We start from the raw sequence: 16,309 nt of genomic DNA on the forward strand, positions 1-16,309 counted from the left end.
TGTCTCCGGTGGTGGCGGCAGGGGTCACGGGGCCCGGTCGGCGTGGCCGTCGTGGCCGGCGCGGTCGGCGTGGCCGGCGTGGCCGGCGCGGTCGGCGTGGCCGGCGTGGCCGGCGCGGTCGGCGTGGCCGGCGCGGTCGGCACAGTCGGCCCGGTCGTCGTGGTCGGCCCGGTCTGCCCGGTCGGCACAGTCGGCCCGGTCGGCACAGTCGGCCCGGCCGGCGTGGTCGGCGTGGTCGGCGTGGTCGTCGTGGCCGGCGTGGTCGGCGTGGTCGTCCCCACCCTGCGCGGAACCGGCGGCCGACGCGAGACGTTTTCACCGTGCGCCCGGTACCGTCGGGCGGTCCCCGCGTACGCCCGACCGTCTGAGGAGCCCCATGACCACCGCCGCCACCCGTCACAGCGACCGGAGGATCAGCCCGGTCTTCCTGGGCATCCTGGCCGTGACGGCGGTCACCGGGTGGGCCACCTGGACCGGGTTCGCCGAGCAGCCGGGCGTGGCCGTGTTCCTGTTCGTGACGGCCGCCTGGATCGTCTCCCTGTGCCTGCACGAGTACGCGCACGCGCGCACGGCCCTGCACAGCGGCGACATATCGGTCGGCGCGAAGGGCTATCTCACGCTGAACCCGATGAAGTACACGCACGCCCTGCTGAGCATCGTGCTCCCGGTCGTCTTCGTCATCATGGGCGGGATCGGCCTGCCGGGCGGTGCCGTGTTCATCGAGCGCGGCCGGATCCGGGGGCGCTGGCGGCACAGCCTGATCTCGGCGGCGGGCCCGCTGACGAACGTGCTGTTCGCGATCGTGTGCACGGCGCCGTTCTGGCTGGGCGCGCTGGACGGCGTACCGGCCGACTTCCGCTTCGCGCTGGCGTTCCTGGCGCTGCTCCAGGTGACGGCCGCGATCCTGAACTTCCTGCCGGTTCCGGGGCTGGACGGCTACGGCGTGATCGAGCCCTGGCTGTCGTACGACGTCCGGCGGCAGGTGGAGCCGTTCGCCCCGTTCGGTCTGCTGTTCGTGTTCGCGCTGCTGTGGGTGCCGTCGGTGAACGGCGCGTTCTTCGACGTGATCGACTCGCTGCTGGGGACGCTGGGCATCGACGAGCTCGACACGTACTGCGGCTACGACCTGTTCCGCTTCTGGCGGGAGGCGGACGGGTACTGCTCGGTCAGCCCGTGACCGGCCCGCCGTCCCGCGCCGCCGCCCGCCCGCGCCGCGCGTAGTACCAGGTCATGTTGGACGACAGTCCCGCCAGCAGCACCCAGACGATGCCGATGAACACACTGCCCCGCACGAAGGAGACGACGGCCGCGGCGACGGCGAGGAGGCAGACGGCGAGGGCGTAGAGGGCGAGGCGGGGCATGGCTGGGGGCTCCTGTCGGGGGACACTGCTGCGGCACTGCTACGGCCTCCAGTGTCCCCCATCGCCTCATACGTCCGTCACGCGGAGCCCGGCGTGTGCCTTGTAGCGGCGGTTGACGGAGATCAGGTTGGCGACCAGCGACTCCACCTGGTGGGCGTTGCGCAGCCGCCCGGCGAAGACGCCCCGCATGCCCGGGATGCGCCCGGCGAGCGCCTGCACGATCTCGACGTCGGCCCGGACCTCGCCGAGCACCATCACATCGGTGTCGATCTCGTCGATCTCCGGGTCCTGGAGCAGTACGGCGGACAGGTGGTGGAAGGCGGCGGTGACCCGGGAGTCCGGCAGCAGCGCGGCGGCCTGCTGGGCGGCGCTGCCCTCCTCCGGCTTCAGCGCGTAGGCGCCCTGCTTGTCGAAGCCGAGCGGGTTGACGCAGTCCACGACGAGTTTGCCGGCCAGTTCCTCGCGCAGGGACTCGAGCGTCTTGCCGTGGCCGTCCCACGGCACGGCGACGATCACGATGTCGCTGCGCCGGGCGGTCTCGGCGTTGTCGGCGCCCTCGACGCCGTGCCCGAGCTCCTCGGCGGCGTCCCGCGCGCGCTCGGCGGCGCGGGAGCCGATGATCACCTTCTGGCCGGCCTTGGCGAGCCGGTGGGCCAGGCCCTTGCCCTGCGGTCCGGTGCCGCCGAGCACGCCGACGACGAGCCCGGAGACGTCGGGCAGGTCCCAGGGGTCCTTGGCGGGGGCCTTCGCGGGCGGCTGTGCGCTGCCACTGTCACTGTCACTGGAGGTCATGGCCCGACTCTACGTCCGTGACGGCGCCGCACCCGGTGTACGTGAGCCCTGTCACGCGGTCCGGGGCCGTGTCCCCGGTTCGGGCTAATCCGGGCCGAACACCGGGACGGAGAGGCGTGGTTGGGGAAGGATGCGGCGGCATGGACGCGGTACGGGTCGCACTGCTGCGGGAAGTGCTCGCCGGGACGGAGTGGCTGGGCGCCACCCGGCACTTCGCGGGGACGCTGCGCGGGTCGGTGGTCTCGCACGGCGGCGGGCTGCTGCTCGTGGGCACACCGGAGTACGAGCCGTGGCATCTGGCGGCACACCTGTCGGACGAGGCCGCCTGGTCGGGCACCCCGGAGCTGACCCCCACGCTCGTACGGCACGACGCGCGCGCCTCGGACCCCGCGCATCTGGCGGTGGGGCTGGGGCGCCTGGAGGCGGCGCGGCGGGGTGAGACGCTGCTGGTGGTGGCGCCCGGGGAGACGTCCGGGGAGGCCGGGAAGACGCCCGGGGAGGTGTCCGCCCCGCTCCTGGAGCGGGTGTGCGACGCCCGCCGGGCCGGGGCGACGGTGTTGTCGCTGGGCCCCGGTGAGGGGGAGCTCCCGGCGATGGCCCACGAGGTCCTGCCCGTCCCCGACGGCTCCGAGCTGGACCTGGACACCGTGCAGCACCTGGTCAGCGCGGCGGCCGGCGAGAACGTGCTGCCGGCCCGCCGGGGCCCCCGCCGCTTCCGGGACCGCCTGTCGCGGCTGGCCGACCTGCTGACGGCCCCGCCGCCGACGCGCTGGTAGCGCGGGCCCGCGCCGGTGCGGAAGCTCCTGCTGTCCCCCGCTGTCAGTCGTCGCCCCGCTCGCCCGCGGGGGCGTCACGCCACCTGGAGTCGTTCTCCCACTGGAGGTTGCGCTCGCGGGCCGTCTCCATGGCGTGTTCGGCCTCGGCGCGGCCGGCGTACGGGCCGAAGCGGTCCTTGGCGGGGCAGTCGGGCCCCTCCTCGACCTTCTTGTGCTCCAGGCAGTAGTACCACTCGCCCGGCTTTCCGACCGTCCGCTTCTTGAACAGGGGCATGACCGGCTCTCCTCCCACCGTCTCGCCATCTCACCAGGAAGATGGTCCCCCGTCGCCGCTGAATTAGACTCGCCGGCATGTCTGGCCAGTCGCTGCTCGTCCCTGGGGAGCTGTCCCCCACCCGTTCCGTGCCCGGGAACATCCGTCGTCCCGAATACGTCGGCAAGCCCGCCCCGACGCCGTACACCGGTCCGGAGGTGCAGACGCCCGAGACGGTCGAGGCGATGCGCACCGCCGGCCGGATCGCCGCGCGGGCGATGGCGGAGGCCGCGAAGCTGATCGCGCCCGGCGTGACGACGGACGAACTGGACCGGGTGGCGCACGAGTACATGTGCGACCACGGCGCCTACCCGTCGACGCTCGGCTACCGCGGCTTCCCCAAGTCGCTGTGCACGTCCGTCAACGAGGTCATCTGCCACGGCATCCCGGACTCGACGGTGCTGCGCGACGGCGACATCGTCAACCTGGACGTGACGGCGTACATCGGCGGGGTGCACGGCGACAACAACGCGACGTACCTGGTCGGGGAGGTGGACGAGGAGAGCCGCCTGCTGGTGGAACGCACCCGCGAGTCCCTCAACCGTGCGATCAAGGCGGTCAGGCCGGGCCGGCAGATCAACATCATCGGCCGGGTGATCGAGTCGTACGCGAAGCGGTTCGGCTACGGCGTGGTCCGTGACTTCACCGGCCACGGCATCAACTCGTCCTTCCACTCGGGCCTGATCGTCCCGCACTACGACAGTCCGCACGCGACGACGGTGATCCAGCCGGGGATGACCTTCACCATCGAGCCGATGCTGACGCTGGGGACCCACGAGTACGACATGTGGGACGACGGCTGGACGGTCGTGACGAAGGACCGCAAGCGCACGGCGCAGTTCGAGCACACGCTGGTGGTGACGGACACCGGCGCGGACATCCTGACGCTGCCGTGACCGTCCCGCAGACCTGTGGCCCGCCTTCTTCGGAGGGCGGGCTTTCTCGGTACACGTTTGCCGCGACGGCTCCCGTCAGGCCGGCGTCTCGTTCTCCGCGTCGTCGGGGGTGATCGTCATGATCGCGACCGCCGGCGGGTGCGGCTGCGGTGTGTACACGTACACGACGGTCAGGCCCGGCGTCCCCTCGCGCGGTTCAAGTCGGGTTCGGTACACGGTCAAAGAGCCGCTGTCGTGCAGCGGGCCCCGCCGAATGCCGAGCTTGGGGTTGTCCTCCAGCTCCCGCCGCAGCTCTTCGACCGCCTGCCGGGCAACGGGACCGAGCATCTGGAGGCGTTTCGCTGCCGCGGTCGCGACCACGACAACGGCACGGCTCACGCTCGCCCGCCCTTCTTGATCTCGGCGATGAGATCGAGCCCCTCCTGAAGCGCGTCGTCGAACTCGGGGTCACTGTAGGCACGGATACTTCCGGCATACGTTTTGATGACCTCGGCGACCTGATGCAAGTCGGTCGCCGTGGAAGCGTCGAGGGCGCGAGCGAGATCGGCCTCGAAATCCTCCTTGTCGCCCGGGAAGCCGCGGCCCTCGCGCAGGGCGGCCCGGATGTCGGCCACGGTCTTGAGCGGAGGCAGTGGCATGTGCGGTGTCTCGGCGCGCTGCGCACCCATGAGGTCTCCTCGGGACGGGTATGCGATTACGGCCATTATCGCGTCCCCTGATCGATCACGAGCCGGATTGCCGTATTCATCCATCCCCACCCCGCCGTAGCACTCCCCTATCCCCTTGACCCGCCCTCCTTCCAGAGGGCGGGCCTTCCCTTGCCATGGCAGAGTGAGAGTTACCGACAGGTCGTCGGCAAGATATCGACTTAGGTAAGCCTAACCATAGAAGATCTGGATTCATGGACTCCTTCTCGACCCTCATCCGCACCGCCTCCCACGAGCAGCACACGGAGGCGGAGACGTCGACGTTCATGAGCGATCTGCTCGGCGGCCGGCTGGACGTGGACGCGTACGCGCGCTACACCGAGCAGTTGTGGTTCGTGTACGAGGCACTGGAGTCCAGCGCGCGGGACCTGGCGTCGGACCCGGTGGCGGGCCCGTTCGTCCGGCCGGAACTGTTCCGCCTGCCCTCCCTGGAACGCGACCTGGCCCATCTGCGCGGCCCCGACTGGCGCTCGACGCTGACCGCCCTCCCCGCCACGCAGACGTACGCGGCCCGTGTCGCCGAGTGCGCCCGCACCTGGCCGTCCGGCTACGTCGCCCACCACTACACCCGCTACCTGGGCGACCTCTCCGGCGGCCAGATCATCCGCGGCAAGGCGGAGAAGACGTGGGGCTTCGCGAGGAAGGGCGACGGCGTCCGCTTCTACGTCTTCGAGGACATATCCAACCCGGCCGCCTTCAAGCGGGGTTACCGCGAACTGCTGGACGCGGTCCCGGTGGACGACCTGGAGAGGCAGCGCGTCGTGGCGGAGTGCAAGCGGGCGTTCACCCTGAACACGGACGTCTTCCGGGCGCTGGGCGAGGAGTTCCCGCTGTCGGCGTGACCCTGCCGTCCGAACGGCCCGGTCACCGGCCGAGGGGAGCGAGCCCGCGGGGTTCGATGCGCTCCTCCACCGCCCTGCCGCCGACGTTCTCGACCAGGTAGGCGCCCTTGCCGGGGATCTCCGTCACCGCCTCCACCAACTCCGTTCTCCGGTACACCAGACCGACTCCGTCGTCCGTGCAGTGCGCGGTGGGCAGGGTGCCGTCCGCCACGAGCCGGTGGATCAACGGGCGCCGGCCCTCGTCCGAGTCGTAGTGCACGCCGTTGCCGTACGGCAGGAAACCGAGCGCGTCCGTGACCGGGCGCAGCTCCGGCCCGAACGAGTCGGTCGCGCCTCCCCGGAACCAGCACAGGGAACCCGCGCTGACCCCGCTCAGCACGACGCCGGCCTGCCAGGCGCGGTGCAGGACGCGGTCCAGGCCGTGCGCTCTCCACACCGCCAGCAGATTGACCACCGAGCCCCCCATGACCCAGACCACGTCCTGGTCGAGGACCGCGCCCTCGACGTCGTCGACATTGGGCATGGGGAACAGGTGCAGCGGCGTCAGGTCGAATCCCGCCACCCGCGCGGCCTCGGTCATCCGGGCCGTGAAGTGCTCGGCGTCCCCGATGGCGGTGCCGACGTACATGATGCGCGGGCGTCGGCCGTGCACCCCGGAGAGGTCGACCGCGTGGTGCACCAGGGCGTCGAACACGACCCTGGTCCGCCCCCCGACGCGATGTCCGCCGGAGGTCGCGAGGATGGTCGGTTCCGATGCCGTCATGGCGATGATCGTATCGATGGTGTGCCGGCGGGCTCGGCCGCCCCGGGTTCCCCCGCGGACGGGACGCACGGGGCGCCTTCCTCGCGCGGTGGAGCGGTCAGCGTTCCAGGTAGACGCGGCCGCCGATCTCCGTCCAGCCCTCGGGCTGGGGGGCGGTGAGGATCTGGGAGCCCGTGCCCTGGGTGATGTTCAGGGCGCGGCCCAGGCGGTCGGTGAGGAGGAGGGCCGCGGCGCCCGTCGCCTCGTCCTCGTCGATGCCGTCGTCGCGGCCGGGGAAGGCGCGGGCCCGGATGCGGCCGGCCGGCTCGTCCAGCCAGGCCCAGGCGTAGATCCACTCCCCCTTCGGCGGCACGGACAGGGCGTCGACCTCGGCGGCGTTCGCGTACTGGCGCAGGGTGCGCGGCGGCGCCCACTCCGCCCGCGCCTCGATCCAGCAGAACTCCCCGTCCTGCCGGGCGCCCACCACCCCGGCGGGGACGACCAGTTCGGGTACGTCGAGCAGCCAGGCCGCACCGACGCAGGGATGGCCGGCGAAGGGCAGGCGCAGGGTGGGGGTGTAGATGTCGATCACCCCGCGCTCGGGGTCGTCGACGAACACGGTCTCGCTGAACCCGAGCTTCGCGGCGAACTCCTGCCGGTCCTCCGGCTCGGGCATCACCGAACCCTCGCGCACGACACCGAGTTCATTGCCGTACCCGCCGCGAGGTCCGCAGAAGACACGCAGCACGTCGTAGTCAGTCACGAGGGCATTCAAGCACCGCGCGAACGGCGAGGTCGTCCCAGGCGGTGGCAGACCAGGAGTGTTCGCCCTGTCCCGGGCACCCGGCAGACGCCTGGTGCGGCGGCTACTCGTCGTCGACGATGCTCCAGCCGGCCGCGGTCATACGCGTGCGCAACCGCTCGACGACCTCCGGCGCGGGGGCCTTGACGGAGAGGGCCGCCGCTGCCTGGTTGCGTACGAGGTGACGATCGATACCGAACGCCGCCTCGACGACCACGCCCAGGTGTTCGTCGGAGAGCAGCGGGTCGAGGACCACCAGCAGCGGCAGGTAGTCGTCGTGCTCGTCCATACCGGACGGGAAGACGAGCCGGAGCTGCCGCACGACCTCGTGCAACTCCTCCGGGATGTTTCCGGACGGCTCCACACCCTTCACAGGTCCGATCAGCCTCCTATCCATGAGAGGGGCGGGTGGGCGACGGCATGGAAACCTGCTCCATGTGCCGGAGCGCCCTCGCGGACCGCCACCGCACCGCAGGCCGGGCAGCGCCGCTCCGACCGGTCGTCCGGGAAACGGCGTTCGCCCGCGAGCGCCTGGACGTGCCGAGGTCCGAACCGTCTCACGGCGCTTCTCCCCAGGGAGGGCAGGGAGCCCCTGAAGCCCATCTGGGTTCGAAGAACTCCTCGCGGAAGATGTCCACCGCCGCCCTGAGCAGGGTGATGTCGATGTCCGGCCGGATGGAACTCAGCCGTGCCGAGGTGTCGTCCATACGGAATTCGAGCAGTGTCCCACCGGGTGCGCCCTCGACCCACTCCACCACTTCCATGGCATCGAAGTCGTTGTGGTCGCTCAGGACGACGAGTGCGAAGTAGTCGCGCCCTTGTACGGAGAAACGCCTCACAGCCACCCCTCGAACCGCACTTGTCCACCTCGCGTGCCCAACGGCCCGGCAGCCCCGCCCCCAAGACCACCGCCGCCTCCGACTGTCACAGGTTTTCGACGAAGCGGCGGAGGCGCGCTTGATGATCGGCGATCCACCCCTCTTCCAGGGCGATCGGGACGCGGACGGTCACCATGGAGATGGATTCGTCCTCCACGACAACCTCCGGGCAGTCCCGTTCGCCTTCGAGCCGGACGCTCATCGTGGGGCCGCGATCCGACTGCATCCATGTGACGTCCTGCCCCAGGGACAGCGCCTCCAGAGCCTGGCCCCAGGCATCCAGCTTGGATCGGGAGAGGACGAGGAGAGTGCTGCCCTTGACGAACAGGCTGGTGATCCCGATCTCCGCTTCCCAGAAGGCGCCATCCACGGATGACCGCACAACGATCCTGACTTCGTTCTCGAAATCGGTCAGCCGTACGAGCTCGAACGGAAACACACCCGCCCCCCCTTGCCCTGTTCGCTGGATTTTACAGGTGCCGGCTCACCTCGGCTCGTCGTCCGGCCCGGCCCGGCGCTGACGGCCGGCCTCCGGGTCACGGTGTGGCCGCTGGTTCCGGTCCCGGCGCTCGCGCCGTTCCGCGCCCCGGTAGGGTTCGCCTCCGGGAAGGGGAAGGTGAGGGGAACCGGATGAGCAGGGATCTCGGCTCTCGTGGGCTCCGCGGACTCGACAGGTGGGTGCTCGTGGTCGCTCTGTCGGTCACGGCGAGCGGCTGTGTGGTGGTGCACGGTGAGCGCGAGGTGCTCCCGGCCACCACCCGCGCCGAAGCCGCCGAGGCACTGGAGGAGTTCACGGCCGCGTACAACGAGGCCGACAAGGCGTACGACAGTTCCCTGGACGCCGACCACACCACCGGTGCCCTCGCCGACATCGACGGGGCGCGGCTGAAGGCCGGGCAGGTCAACAGCCCGGAGGGCAACGCCTCGCACACGCCGCTGGAGCTGACGGACGCGAAGTTCACCATCCCCAAGAAGGCCGGCTGGCCGCGCTGGTTCCTCGCCGACGCGACCGGCAACAAGGGCGGCGAGTCGCGCTGGCTGCTGGTGTTCACCCGGAACGGGCTGGACGAGACCTGGGAAGCGGCGTATCTGACACTGGTCGCCCCGGACGACATACCGGAGTTCAGGACCGACAAGGACGGGTGGGCCGAGGCCGTACCCGCGAACTCGGCGGAACTGGCGGTGGCGCCGGGCGAGTTGAGCAAGAGCTACACCACGTATCTGAAGGACGGCGGGAACGCCTTCGCCGAGGGCCCGTACACCAGCGCGTGGCGGGCGCAGCGCGGGAAGAAGTCGTCGCGGCCGGGGCTGGCCACGCAGTACATCGACGAGCCGATGACGAACGGCGACTACGCGCCGCTGGCGCTGCGCACGAAGGACGGCGGGGCGCTGGTGTTCTTCACCACGCGCCACTTCGAGAAGCAGACCGCGGCGGCCGGGGCGTCGGTGCCGACGCCGAACAAGGACGTGCTGGCGCTGACGACCGGGGAGATACGGCAGTCGCTGACGATGGAGTTCATCTCCAACGAGGTGGTGCTGGATCCGGCCGGCGACGGTGCGGTGGAGGTGCTGGGGCGGATCCAGGGGCTGACGTCGGCGCAGGGCGAGTAGGCCCCGGCCCGGGTCAGCGGCGCAGGGCGAGTGGGTCCCCGGCCCGGGTCAGTGGCGCAGGGGCCAGGCCGTGGCCGCGTGGTCGGGCTGTTCGTCGGCGTGGCGGGCGCAGGAGTCGGTGAGGACCTCCAGCAGGCTCAGCGGGTCCGGGAGCGGATGCTCGGGGCCGCGTACCCAGCGCACCGACCGGCCGTCGCCGCCGGGGAGGCGGGCGGGCGGGACGAGGACGTAGGAGCCGCGGCAGTGCCAGCGCAGGCCGGGGTGCTCGTCCATGGTCTCCGGGTGGCAGTCCAGCTCGCACGGCCACCACTCGTCCTCGTCCTCGGGGGTGCCGCGGGTGAGGGTGAAGAACAGCAGGCGGCCGTCGTCGCTCTCGGCGACGGGACCGACCTCGACACCGGCGTCGAGGAGGCGGGTGAGCGCCTCGCGGCCGGCGTCGAAGGGGACGTCGAGGACGTCGTGCACCATGCCGGTGGCGGTGATGAAGTTGGCCTGCGGCTGGTGGCGGGCCCAGCGCTCGATCTGGGCGCGGTCGGTGGTGGACTGCGTCTGCCAGGCGAACGACACCGGGTGCCGGGCGGGGGTGGGACAGCCCACACGGTCGCAGGAGCAGCCGTAGCCGGCGGCGGGGTGGGCGGCGGGCGCGAGCGGCAGTCCCGCTCCGGCGGCGGCGAGCAGCAGGTCCTCACGGCCGCCCTCGTCGGCGGCCTGCTCCGGGTTCGGGCGGCGTCCGCGCAGCCACTGGGAGAGCCTGCCCTGTCGGCCGGTCCGGCCGCCGAACTCCGCGCTCATCTATCCCCTCGCCTCGCCGTCGTGCCCAACAGCATGCCCCATGGTCCCACGATCGTGCGCGCCGGGGGGCCGGAGCGCACAATCGGCGCAGGTGGGACGAGGGGTGGTGAAAGGTACACGCGCGGTGCGGGCGCGTACACCGGTTCGGGTGTCGTCGGGCGGTCTGCGGTGATCCACGGACCTACCGTGGTCGTCATGGTCACAAGTGTCGCGTCGACGGGCCTGGCGGCCGTGGCTTCCGTGGTCGCGCTGGCCCTCACGGGCCCTCCGGGGCCGCTGGAGTGGGGCGGCGGGCCGCTGACGGCGGACTCGCTGCCGCGCATCCCGTACGTCGCCCATCGGGGCGGGGCGCGCGAGGTGCCGGAGAACAGCATGTCGGGGCTGATGGCGGCGTTCCGGCGCGGCACGGCGCAGGTGCTGGACTTCGACACGCGGGTGCTGCGGGACGGCACGCCGGTGGTCTTCCACGACGCGACCCTGAACCGCACGACCTTCCTGGGCGGCGAGGTGCGCGGCCTCGACGCCGGGGAGTGGCGGGGCGTACGGCTGCGTCCGCGCGACCGGCTGCCGGGGAGCTGGCGCTCGGAGCGGCCGCCGACGGTCGCCGAGGTGCTGGACCGGTTCGGCGGGCGGATCGTGCTGATGCTGGAGGCGAAGGATCCGCGCGGTGTGGAGCGGCTGGCCGCGCTGATCCGCGCCCGCGGGCTGACCCGCTCGGTGTTCGTGAACACCAACGACCCCGGGGTCGCCCGCCGCGTCCACCGCCTGGGGCTGCTGACCCAGCTGTGGCGCTCGGCCCGCCAGCTGCGCACCGACCGGCCCGGGCGGTGGCGCTCCTACGTCGATCTGCTCGACGTCGACGTCAGGGCGCGGGACGTCGATCTGCGGCGCGCGGTGCGCTCCGGCATCCCCCGGGTGTGGGCCCACACGGTCGTCACCCCGAGCCAGCGCGACCGCGCCCTGGCCCTGGGCTGCAACGGCATCATCACGGACGTGCCGGGGCGGCTGGCCCGGCATCCGGCGCGGGTGCCGGGGAGGGTGAGCGCGGTGCTGGGGCGGTGAGGGCACCGGCCGCCCCGGTCCGGGGCGGTCCGGGGCGGTCAGCGGGGCGCGATGCCGTTGAGGGCGTAGTCGACGAGGGTGTCGGTGTAGTCGTAGGTGATCGGGGCCGTGTACTGGAGCCAGCGCTGGGCGAGGGGGGAGACGAAGAGTTCCAGGGCGATGCGCGGGTCGACGTCGGGGCGGACGTCCCCGGCGTCCTGGGCGGAGCGCAGGCGGTCGACGTAGAGCTGGAGCTGGGGTTCCAGCAGCCTGGTGACGAACTCGCGGCCGAGTTCCTCGTTGACGACGCCCTCGGCGGCCAGGGCGCGAGAAGGGGCCTCGAAGGCGGGGTCGCGCAGTTCGTCGACCGTGGCACGCAGGACGTGCTTGAGGTCGGCGGCGAGGTCACCCGTGTCCGGGAAGGCGTACGGGGCCTGGCCGGCGGCCTGTGCGGCCTGCTCGCCCATGTCGAGGAAGGCTTCCAGGAGTACGTCCGCCTTCGACGACCACCATCGGTAGATGGTCTGCTTGCCGACGCCGGCGCGGGCGGCGATGCCCTCGATGGTGGTCTTCGGGTAGCCGATCTCGGCGACCAGGGCGAGGGCGGCGTCGTAGATGGCCCGCCGGGAGCGCTCGCTGCGGCGGTTGGCGTCGGGGGCGGACTGGTTCGCGGACATGGGTCGAATTTACCAGTTGACAAGACGGTGCGTCTCGCCGGACAGTGGAGACACCCGAAAGCGAGACGATACGTCTCGTTCTGGTGAGAGGAGAGTGTCATGACCCGAGGTGGAGCCGGAAACATGCTGGGCGTCGGCGGCACCCGGCAGCACCTGGGCCGCAAGGCCCTGCGCGGGGGCGGACGCGGGGGCCGGATCAGGGGCGGGGCCGATCCCCGGGCCCAGAAGCGGGAACTGCTGCGCAAGCTGCAGGAGCAGCGGGAGGAGGAGGGCGGCGCGGCGCCGGGTCAGGCGCCGGGTCAGGCGCCGGCGGGCGGCCAGGGGTCGCCCCAGTCGGTGTCACGGGCCGCCCGGTAGAGGTCGCCGTGGCGTTTGGTGACGGTGGTGCGGCGCAGGGCCGGGTCCTTCTCGCACAGGTCGAGGAGGACCTGGCCCTTGCGGATCTGCGGCTTGCGGACGACGCGGGCCGGGGCCGGGGCGACCGGGAGACGGGTGGCGGCGACGTAGCTGAACTTCTCGTCCTCGTAGGCGAGGGAACCGCCCTTGATCTGGCGGTGCAGGGAGGAACGGCTGACCCGCGCGGAGAAGTGGCACCAGTCCGTGCCGGGGGCGATGGGGCAGGCGGCGCTGTGCGGGCAGGGGGCGGCGACGTGGAAGCCGGCGGAGATCAGGCGGTCGCGGGCCTCGATGACGCGGGCGTAGCCGTCGGGGGTGCCGGGTTCGACGATCACGACGGCCCGCGCGGCGTGGGCGGCGGCGTCGACGAGGGCGGCGCGGTCGGGGGCGGTGAGCTCGTTGAGGACGTACGAGACGGTGACGAGATCAGTGCTCTCGATAGTGAGCGCCGATCCGATACGAGAGCGGTGCCAGCGGGTGTCGCGCAGGGCGGGGTTGGCGGCGGCGAGTTCCCGGCCCAGGGCGAGGGCGGGCTCGGCCCAGTCGAGGACGGTCACGGGGCGCCGCCCGTCCCAGGTCGCGCTCACCGCCCAGGCCGCCGCACCGGTGCCGCCGCCGACGTCCACGTGGTCACCGGGCACCCACCCGGGCACGGCGTCCGCGAACGCCTCCAGCGCGGACCGCACCGCCTCGAAGGTCGCGGGCATCCGGTAGGCGGCGTACGCGGCCACGTCCGCCCGGTCCCGCAGAATCGGCGCCTCGGTCGGGGTCGCGCCCCGGTAATTGGCGATCAGCCGCTCGACGGCCTGCGCGGCCTGCCGCGCCGGAATCCCGCCGAGCAGCCCGGCGAGGGCGGTACGGAGGGTGTCGGCGGTGGGCAGCGGAGCGGGGGCGTTCACCCGGCGATTCTACGAGGACGAGAAGGGGACGGAGCACCGCTCGCTTGCGGAAGCACTGCTCACATGCGGAAGCGCCGCTCACATCGAGAGCACCGCTCGCAGGCAGGAGCACCGCTCACATCAAGAGCATTGCTCACATCAAGAGCACCGCTCACATCAAGAGCATTGCTCACCATTGAGAGCAACGCTCACATCCCCCGTACCGCCCGCGCCACCCGCGTCCCCGCCTGCGCCCTCGGCCCGCTGTCCGGTGACACCGGCCGCCGGGGGTGGACCGTGTTCGCCAGGAGGATCACGTACGTGTCCGTGACCCGGTCGAGGACCAGGGACGTACCCGTGAAACCCGTGTGGCCCGCGGCCCCCCGCCCCGCCAGTTCGCCCATGAACCACGGCTGGTCCAGGGCGAAGCCCAGGCCGGGCCGGGTGAACAGCAGGTCCACGTAGTCGGGACCGAGGATGCGGGCGGGACCGTACGAACCGCCCGCCAGCAGCGTGCGGCAGAAGACCGCCAGGTCCCCGGCCGTGGAGAACAGCCCCGCGTGGCCCGCCACCCCGCCCAGCGCCCACGCGTTCTCGTCGTGCACCTCGCCCCGCAGCATCCCCCGGTCCGCCTTGGCCCACGGCCGCCGCTGGTCCTCCGTCGCCGCCGCGGACGGGCACGGCCCGAAGCCGGTCGCCGTCATGCCCAGCGGCCGGGTGATGCCGTCGCGCACGAGGACGTCGAGCGTGCGGCCGGTGACGCGTTCCAGGACGTGCTGGAGCAGCAGCATGTTGAGGTCGGAGTAGCAGTACGTGCCGGGCGCCCCGACGGGCCGCTCCGCGCGCAGCAGCGCCAGCCGTTCCGCGTCGTCGGCGCAGTCGTACAGCGGGAGTTCGGGGCGCAGCCCGGAGGTGTGGGTGAGCAGCTGGCGGACGGTGATCCCGTGCCGTGCCGCCGCCGTGAAGTCCGGCAGGTACGCGCCCACGCGCGCGTCGATGCCCAGCGTGCGCCGCTCGATCTGCTGCACCGCCGCCACCGAGGTGAACAGTTTGGTCAGGGACGCCAGGTCGAAGGGGGTGTCCACGGTCATCGGGACGCGTTCGGCCGGCGGCAGTTCGACCGGGGTGTCCGTCTCCTCGTCGTACGCCGCGTAGCGCACGGCCCAGCCCGCCGCCTCCCGCACGGCGAGCACCGGGCCGCGCCCGACGACCACGACGGCGCCCGCCGCCCAGGGCCGCTCGCCACGGGTCCGGGCGTGGACCTCCCGGACCAGGTGACGGAGTTCCGGTGCGTCGAGCCCGGCCCGTTCCGGTGTGCCGTGGCGCAGTCTGGGCGCGCTCAGATGCCCCCGCCCTTCGCGCCGGCCCACCCGCTGCGCGGACGGCACATTCCCAGGAAGCAGGCCAGCGCCACGAGGGCGGCGACCAGCTGGACGACGGCCATCGGGACGGCGGTGTCCTCCCCGGCGATCCCGACCAGCGGGGAGGCGACCGCGCCGATGAGGAAGGACGTCGTACCGAGCAGCGCCGACGCGGAGCCGGCGGCGTGCTTGGTGCGCATCAGGGCGAGCGTCTGCGTGTTCGGCAGGGTGATGCCCATCGCGGACATCAGCACGAACAGCGCGGCGGCCATGGGCACCAGCCCGACCTCGCCGAACGCGCCCAGCGACATCAGCAGCAGCACGACCGCCGCGACGACCACGACGACGAGCCCCAGGCCGAGCACCTTGTCCAGCCGGACCCGGCCGACCAGCACCTTGCCGTTGACCTGCCCCATGATCATCAGGCCGATGGAGTTGAGCCCGAACAACAGGCTGAAGGTCTGCGGGGAGGCGCCGTAGATCTCCTGCATGACGAACGGGGAGGCCGCGACGTACGCGAAGAGCGACGCGAAGGCGAAACCGCCGGCGAGCATGTAGCCGGTGAAGGCGCGGTCGGCGAGCAGGCGGCGCATCGAGCCGAGCACGTCGCCGATCCCTCCGCCGTGCCGGTCGGCGGGCGCCAGCGTCTCCGGCAGCTTCGCCCAGACCACGGCCGTCAGCAGCGCCCCGACGACGGTCAGGACGACGAACACGCCCCGCCAGTCCGTCACCCGCAGGATCTGCCCGCCGATGAGCGGCGCCACGATCGGCGCGACCCCGGAGATCAGCATGAGGGTCGAGAAGAAGCGGGCCATGGCCACGCCGTCGTACAGGTCACGGGCGACCGCCCGCGCGATGACGATCCCGGCCGCGCCCGCGAGGCCCTGCGCCAGCCGGAAGGCGACGAGGAGTTCGACGGTCGGCGCGAAGGCGCACAGCGCGGTGGCGACGACGTAGACCGCGAGGCCGACGAGCAGCGGCCGGCGGCGGCCCCACCGGTCGCTCATCGGGCCGACCACCAGCTGCCCGAGCGCCATGCCGGCCAGGCAGGCGGTGAGCGTGAGCTGGACGGTGGCGGCGGGCGCGTGCAGGGACTGGGTGACCTCCGGCAGGGCGGGGAGGTACATGTCCATCGCCAGGGGTGGCGTGGCGGTCAGGCCGCCGAGTACGAGCGTGACCAGCAGGCTGGTACGGCGGCCGGTGGTCGCGGTCCTGGTCGCGCGGAGCGCCGCCTCGGCCGCCGTCAGGTCCGGGCCGGCGGCCCCCCGGGCCGGGTCCGGTACCGCCCTGCTTTCCGTGCTTTCCGTCGGGTTCGCTGCCGAGTTCGATATGGACGCCCCACCCTCGGGCATGTGGCCCCTCCCTTTTCATGCCATCGGCTCCCTATGCTCTCAGCTCGTACGGAGTGCTCGGCGTCAACGGCGATGTCATGGGAGCGCTTCCA

Annotated in this window: 22 protein-coding genes and 1 pseudogene; 8 read left to right on the plus strand and 15 right to left on the minus strand. The window is 72.2% G+C overall.

The window, feature by feature from the left end:
- Window positions 1–376: 376 nt before the first annotated feature.
- The gene (locus ACIA6T_RS21540) at window positions 377–1,177 is read left to right on the plus strand and encodes a site-2 protease family protein (RefSeq protein ID WP_399448073.1); all 801 of its coding nucleotides are present in this window, start codon (window positions 377–379) and stop codon (window positions 1,175–1,177) included.
- Here ACIA6T_RS21540 and ACIA6T_RS21545 read toward each other — a convergent pair.
- Together ACIA6T_RS21545 and npdG are read right to left on the minus strand one after the other, a co-directional pair.
- Window positions 1,167–1,361, minus strand: a complete 195-nt coding sequence (locus ACIA6T_RS21545; RefSeq protein ID WP_399448074.1) for a hypothetical protein — start codon at window positions 1,359–1,361, stop codon at window positions 1,167–1,169. The two genes, ACIA6T_RS21540 and ACIA6T_RS21545, sit on opposite strands and share 11 nt — an antisense overlap.
- Before the next feature lie 66 nt (window positions 1,362–1,427).
- Complete coding sequence (gene npdG / locus ACIA6T_RS21550) at window positions 1,428–2,153, minus strand: NADPH-dependent F420 reductase (RefSeq protein WP_399448075.1); 726 nt, start codon at window positions 2,151–2,153, stop codon at window positions 1,428–1,430.
- A gap of 140 nt (window positions 2,154–2,293) precedes the next feature.
- Between npdG and ACIA6T_RS21555 the strand changes: the two genes are divergently transcribed.
- The gene (locus tag ACIA6T_RS21555) at window positions 2,294–2,929 is read left to right on the plus strand and encodes a hypothetical protein (protein WP_399448076.1); all 636 of its coding nucleotides are present in this window, start codon (window positions 2,294–2,296) and stop codon (window positions 2,927–2,929) included.
- Window positions 2,930–2,972: 43 nt separating this feature from the next.
- Here ACIA6T_RS21555 and ACIA6T_RS21560 read toward each other — a convergent pair whose 3' ends face one another.
- Window positions 2,973–3,203 carry a hypothetical protein gene (locus tag ACIA6T_RS21560; RefSeq protein WP_399448077.1) on the minus strand — a complete coding sequence of 77 codons (231 nt, stop codon included), beginning with the start codon at window positions 3,201–3,203 and terminating at the stop codon, window positions 2,973–2,975.
- A 77-nt stretch (window positions 3,204–3,280) separates the two neighbouring features.
- Here ACIA6T_RS21560 and map point away from each other — a divergent pair, with 77 nt between their 5' ends.
- A complete protein-coding gene (gene map, locus ACIA6T_RS21565; protein WP_399448078.1) occupies window positions 3,281–4,138 on the plus strand; it encodes a type I methionyl aminopeptidase in 858 nt (285 codons plus the stop codon).
- A 75-nt stretch (window positions 4,139–4,213) separates the two neighbouring features.
- Here the strand turns inward: map and ACIA6T_RS21570 are convergent, their stop codons facing one another.
- Window positions 4,214–4,516, minus strand: coding sequence for a hypothetical protein (locus ACIA6T_RS21570; protein ID WP_399448079.1), 303 nt, complete (start codon window positions 4,514–4,516; stop codon window positions 4,214–4,216).
- A complete protein-coding gene (locus tag ACIA6T_RS21575; protein ID WP_399448080.1) occupies window positions 4,513–4,806 on the minus strand; it encodes a DUF6247 family protein in 294 nt (97 codons plus the stop codon). Before ACIA6T_RS21575 ends, ACIA6T_RS21570 begins: the two co-directional genes overlap by 4 nt.
- A gap of 233 nt (window positions 4,807–5,039) precedes the next feature.
- Here ACIA6T_RS21575 and ACIA6T_RS21580 point away from each other — a divergent pair, with 233 nt between their 5' ends.
- Window positions 5,040–5,687, plus strand: coding sequence for a heme oxygenase (biliverdin-producing) (locus ACIA6T_RS21580; RefSeq protein ID WP_399448081.1), 648 nt, complete (start codon window positions 5,040–5,042; stop codon window positions 5,685–5,687).
- A gap of 22 nt (window positions 5,688–5,709) precedes the next feature.
- On the opposite strand, the gene ACIA6T_RS21585 is transcribed toward ACIA6T_RS21580, so the two are convergent.
- The 5 genes from ACIA6T_RS21585 to ACIA6T_RS21605 all read right to left on the minus strand — a co-directional run bounded on the left by ACIA6T_RS21585 (window position 5,710) and on the right by ACIA6T_RS21605 (window position 8,548).
- Window positions 5,710–6,450: a Type 1 glutamine amidotransferase-like domain-containing protein gene (locus ACIA6T_RS21585; RefSeq protein WP_399448082.1), complete on the minus strand. Its 741-nt coding sequence runs from the start codon at window positions 6,448–6,450 to the stop codon at window positions 5,710–5,712.
- A 97-nt stretch (window positions 6,451–6,547) separates the two neighbouring features.
- The gene (locus ACIA6T_RS21590; RefSeq protein WP_399448083.1) at window positions 6,548–7,192 is read right to left on the minus strand and encodes a PhzF family phenazine biosynthesis protein; all 645 of its coding nucleotides are present in this window, start codon (window positions 7,190–7,192) and stop codon (window positions 6,548–6,550) included.
- A gap of 103 nt (window positions 7,193–7,295) precedes the next feature.
- Entirely contained in the window at window positions 7,296–7,604 is a 309-nt protein-coding gene (locus ACIA6T_RS21595; protein ID WP_399448084.1) for a DUF3349 domain-containing protein, read from the minus strand.
- A gap of 184 nt (window positions 7,605–7,788) precedes the next feature.
- Complete coding sequence (locus ACIA6T_RS21600; protein WP_399448085.1) at window positions 7,789–8,070, minus strand: hypothetical protein; 282 nt, start codon at window positions 8,068–8,070, stop codon at window positions 7,789–7,791.
- 85 nt (window positions 8,071–8,155) lie between these two features.
- The gene (locus tag ACIA6T_RS21605) at window positions 8,156–8,548 is read right to left on the minus strand and encodes a DUF5959 family protein (RefSeq protein ID WP_399448086.1); all 393 of its coding nucleotides are present in this window, start codon (window positions 8,546–8,548) and stop codon (window positions 8,156–8,158) included.
- A gap of 90 nt (window positions 8,549–8,638) precedes the next feature.
- On the opposite strand from ACIA6T_RS21605, the pseudogene ACIA6T_RS21610 reads away from it, so the two are divergent.
- Both ACIA6T_RS21610 and ACIA6T_RS21615 read left to right on the plus strand, forming a co-directional pair.
- Window positions 8,639–8,843, plus strand: a pseudogene (locus ACIA6T_RS21610) (hypothetical protein); the annotation flags it as partial.
- Window positions 8,827–9,720 carry a hypothetical protein gene (locus ACIA6T_RS21615; protein ID WP_399448128.1) on the plus strand — a complete coding sequence of 298 codons (894 nt, stop codon included), beginning with the start codon at window positions 8,827–8,829 and terminating at the stop codon, window positions 9,718–9,720. The pseudogene ACIA6T_RS21610 and the gene ACIA6T_RS21615, both read left to right, overlap by 17 nt.
- A 48-nt stretch (window positions 9,721–9,768) precedes the next feature.
- Here the strand turns inward: ACIA6T_RS21615 and ACIA6T_RS21620 are convergent, their stop codons facing one another.
- Window positions 9,769–10,512, minus strand: coding sequence for a bifunctional DNA primase/polymerase (locus tag ACIA6T_RS21620; RefSeq protein WP_399448087.1), 744 nt, complete (start codon window positions 10,510–10,512; stop codon window positions 9,769–9,771).
- 195 nt (window positions 10,513–10,707) lie between these two features.
- On the opposite strand from ACIA6T_RS21620, the gene ACIA6T_RS21625 reads away from it, so the two are divergent.
- Complete coding sequence (locus ACIA6T_RS21625) at window positions 10,708–11,574, plus strand: glycerophosphodiester phosphodiesterase (protein WP_399448088.1); 867 nt, start codon at window positions 10,708–10,710, stop codon at window positions 11,572–11,574.
- Between the two features lie 38 nt (window positions 11,575–11,612).
- Here ACIA6T_RS21625 and ACIA6T_RS21630 read toward each other — a convergent pair whose 3' ends face one another.
- Window positions 11,613–12,230 (minus strand): TetR/AcrR family transcriptional regulator, encoded by a 618-nt coding sequence (locus ACIA6T_RS21630; protein ID WP_399448089.1) that lies wholly within the window; start codon window positions 12,228–12,230, stop codon window positions 11,613–11,615.
- Window positions 12,231–12,329: 99 nt separating this feature from the next.
- Here ACIA6T_RS21630 and ACIA6T_RS21635 point away from each other — a divergent pair, with 99 nt between their 5' ends.
- Window positions 12,330–12,587 carry a DUF6243 family protein gene (locus ACIA6T_RS21635; RefSeq protein WP_399448090.1) on the plus strand — a complete coding sequence of 86 codons (258 nt, stop codon included), beginning with the start codon at window positions 12,330–12,332 and terminating at the stop codon, window positions 12,585–12,587.
- Here the strand turns inward: ACIA6T_RS21635 and ACIA6T_RS21640 are convergent.
- From ACIA6T_RS21640 to ACIA6T_RS21650, 3 genes are all read right to left on the minus strand, one after another.
- Window positions 12,530–13,525 carry a small ribosomal subunit Rsm22 family protein gene (locus ACIA6T_RS21640; RefSeq protein ID WP_399448091.1) on the minus strand — a complete coding sequence of 332 codons (996 nt, stop codon included), beginning with the start codon at window positions 13,523–13,525 and terminating at the stop codon, window positions 12,530–12,532. The two genes, ACIA6T_RS21635 and ACIA6T_RS21640, sit on opposite strands and share 58 nt — an antisense overlap.
- Window positions 13,526–13,713: 188 nt before the next feature.
- Window positions 13,714–14,892, minus strand: coding sequence for a serine hydrolase domain-containing protein (locus ACIA6T_RS21645; protein ID WP_399448092.1), 1,179 nt, complete (start codon window positions 14,890–14,892; stop codon window positions 13,714–13,716).
- Entirely contained in the window at window positions 14,844–16,217 is a 1,374-nt protein-coding gene (locus ACIA6T_RS21650) for a multidrug effflux MFS transporter (protein ID WP_399448093.1), read from the minus strand. The genes ACIA6T_RS21645 and ACIA6T_RS21650 overlap by 49 nt, the downstream gene beginning before the upstream one ends.
- Window positions 16,218–16,309: the final 92 nt, after the last annotated feature.

It is taken from the genome of Streptomyces sp. NPDC051740 (genome assembly GCF_044453165.1).
GTDB classification, from domain to species: Bacteria; Actinomycetota; Actinomycetes; order Streptomycetales; family Streptomycetaceae; genus Streptomyces; species Streptomyces atrovirens.

Bases quoted from the DNA above. Each gene is read 5' to 3' on its own strand.
- ACIA6T_RS21540 (WP_399448073.1), top strand. From the start codon at position 377: ATGACCACCGCCGCCACCCGTCACAGCGACCGGAGGATCAGCCCGGTC.
- ACIA6T_RS21545 (WP_399448074.1), bottom strand. From the start codon at position 1,361: ATGCCCCGCCTCGCCCTCTACGCCCTCGCCGTCTGCCTCCTCGCCGTC.
- npdG (WP_399448075.1), bottom strand. From the start codon at position 2,153: ATGACCTCCAGTGACAGTGACAGTGGCAGCGCACAGCCGCCCGCGAAG.
- ACIA6T_RS21555 (WP_399448076.1), top strand. From the start codon at position 2,294: ATGGACGCGGTACGGGTCGCACTGCTGCGGGAAGTGCTCGCCGGGACG.
- ACIA6T_RS21560 (WP_399448077.1), bottom strand. From the start codon at position 3,203: ATGCCCCTGTTCAAGAAGCGGACGGTCGGAAAGCCGGGCGAGTGGTAC.
- map (WP_399448078.1), top strand. From the start codon at position 3,281: ATGTCTGGCCAGTCGCTGCTCGTCCCTGGGGAGCTGTCCCCCACCCGT.
- ACIA6T_RS21575 (WP_399448080.1), bottom strand. From the start codon at position 4,806: ATGGGTGCGCAGCGCGCCGAGACACCGCACATGCCACTGCCTCCGCTC.
- ACIA6T_RS21580 (WP_399448081.1), top strand. From the start codon at position 5,040: ATGGACTCCTTCTCGACCCTCATCCGCACCGCCTCCCACGAGCAGCAC.
- ACIA6T_RS21585 (WP_399448082.1), bottom strand. From the start codon at position 6,450: ATGACGGCATCGGAACCGACCATCCTCGCGACCTCCGGCGGACATCGC.
- ACIA6T_RS21620 (WP_399448087.1), bottom strand. From the start codon at position 10,512: ATGAGCGCGGAGTTCGGCGGCCGGACCGGCCGACAGGGCAGGCTCTCC.
- ACIA6T_RS21625 (WP_399448088.1), top strand. From the start codon at position 10,708: ATGGTCACAAGTGTCGCGTCGACGGGCCTGGCGGCCGTGGCTTCCGTG.
- ACIA6T_RS21630 (WP_399448089.1), bottom strand. From the start codon at position 12,230: ATGTCCGCGAACCAGTCCGCCCCCGACGCCAACCGCCGCAGCGAGCGC.
- ACIA6T_RS21635 (WP_399448090.1), top strand. From the start codon at position 12,330: ATGACCCGAGGTGGAGCCGGAAACATGCTGGGCGTCGGCGGCACCCGG.
- ACIA6T_RS21650 (WP_399448093.1), bottom strand. From the start codon at position 16,217: ATGCCCGAGGGTGGGGCGTCCATATCGAACTCGGCAGCGAACCCGACG.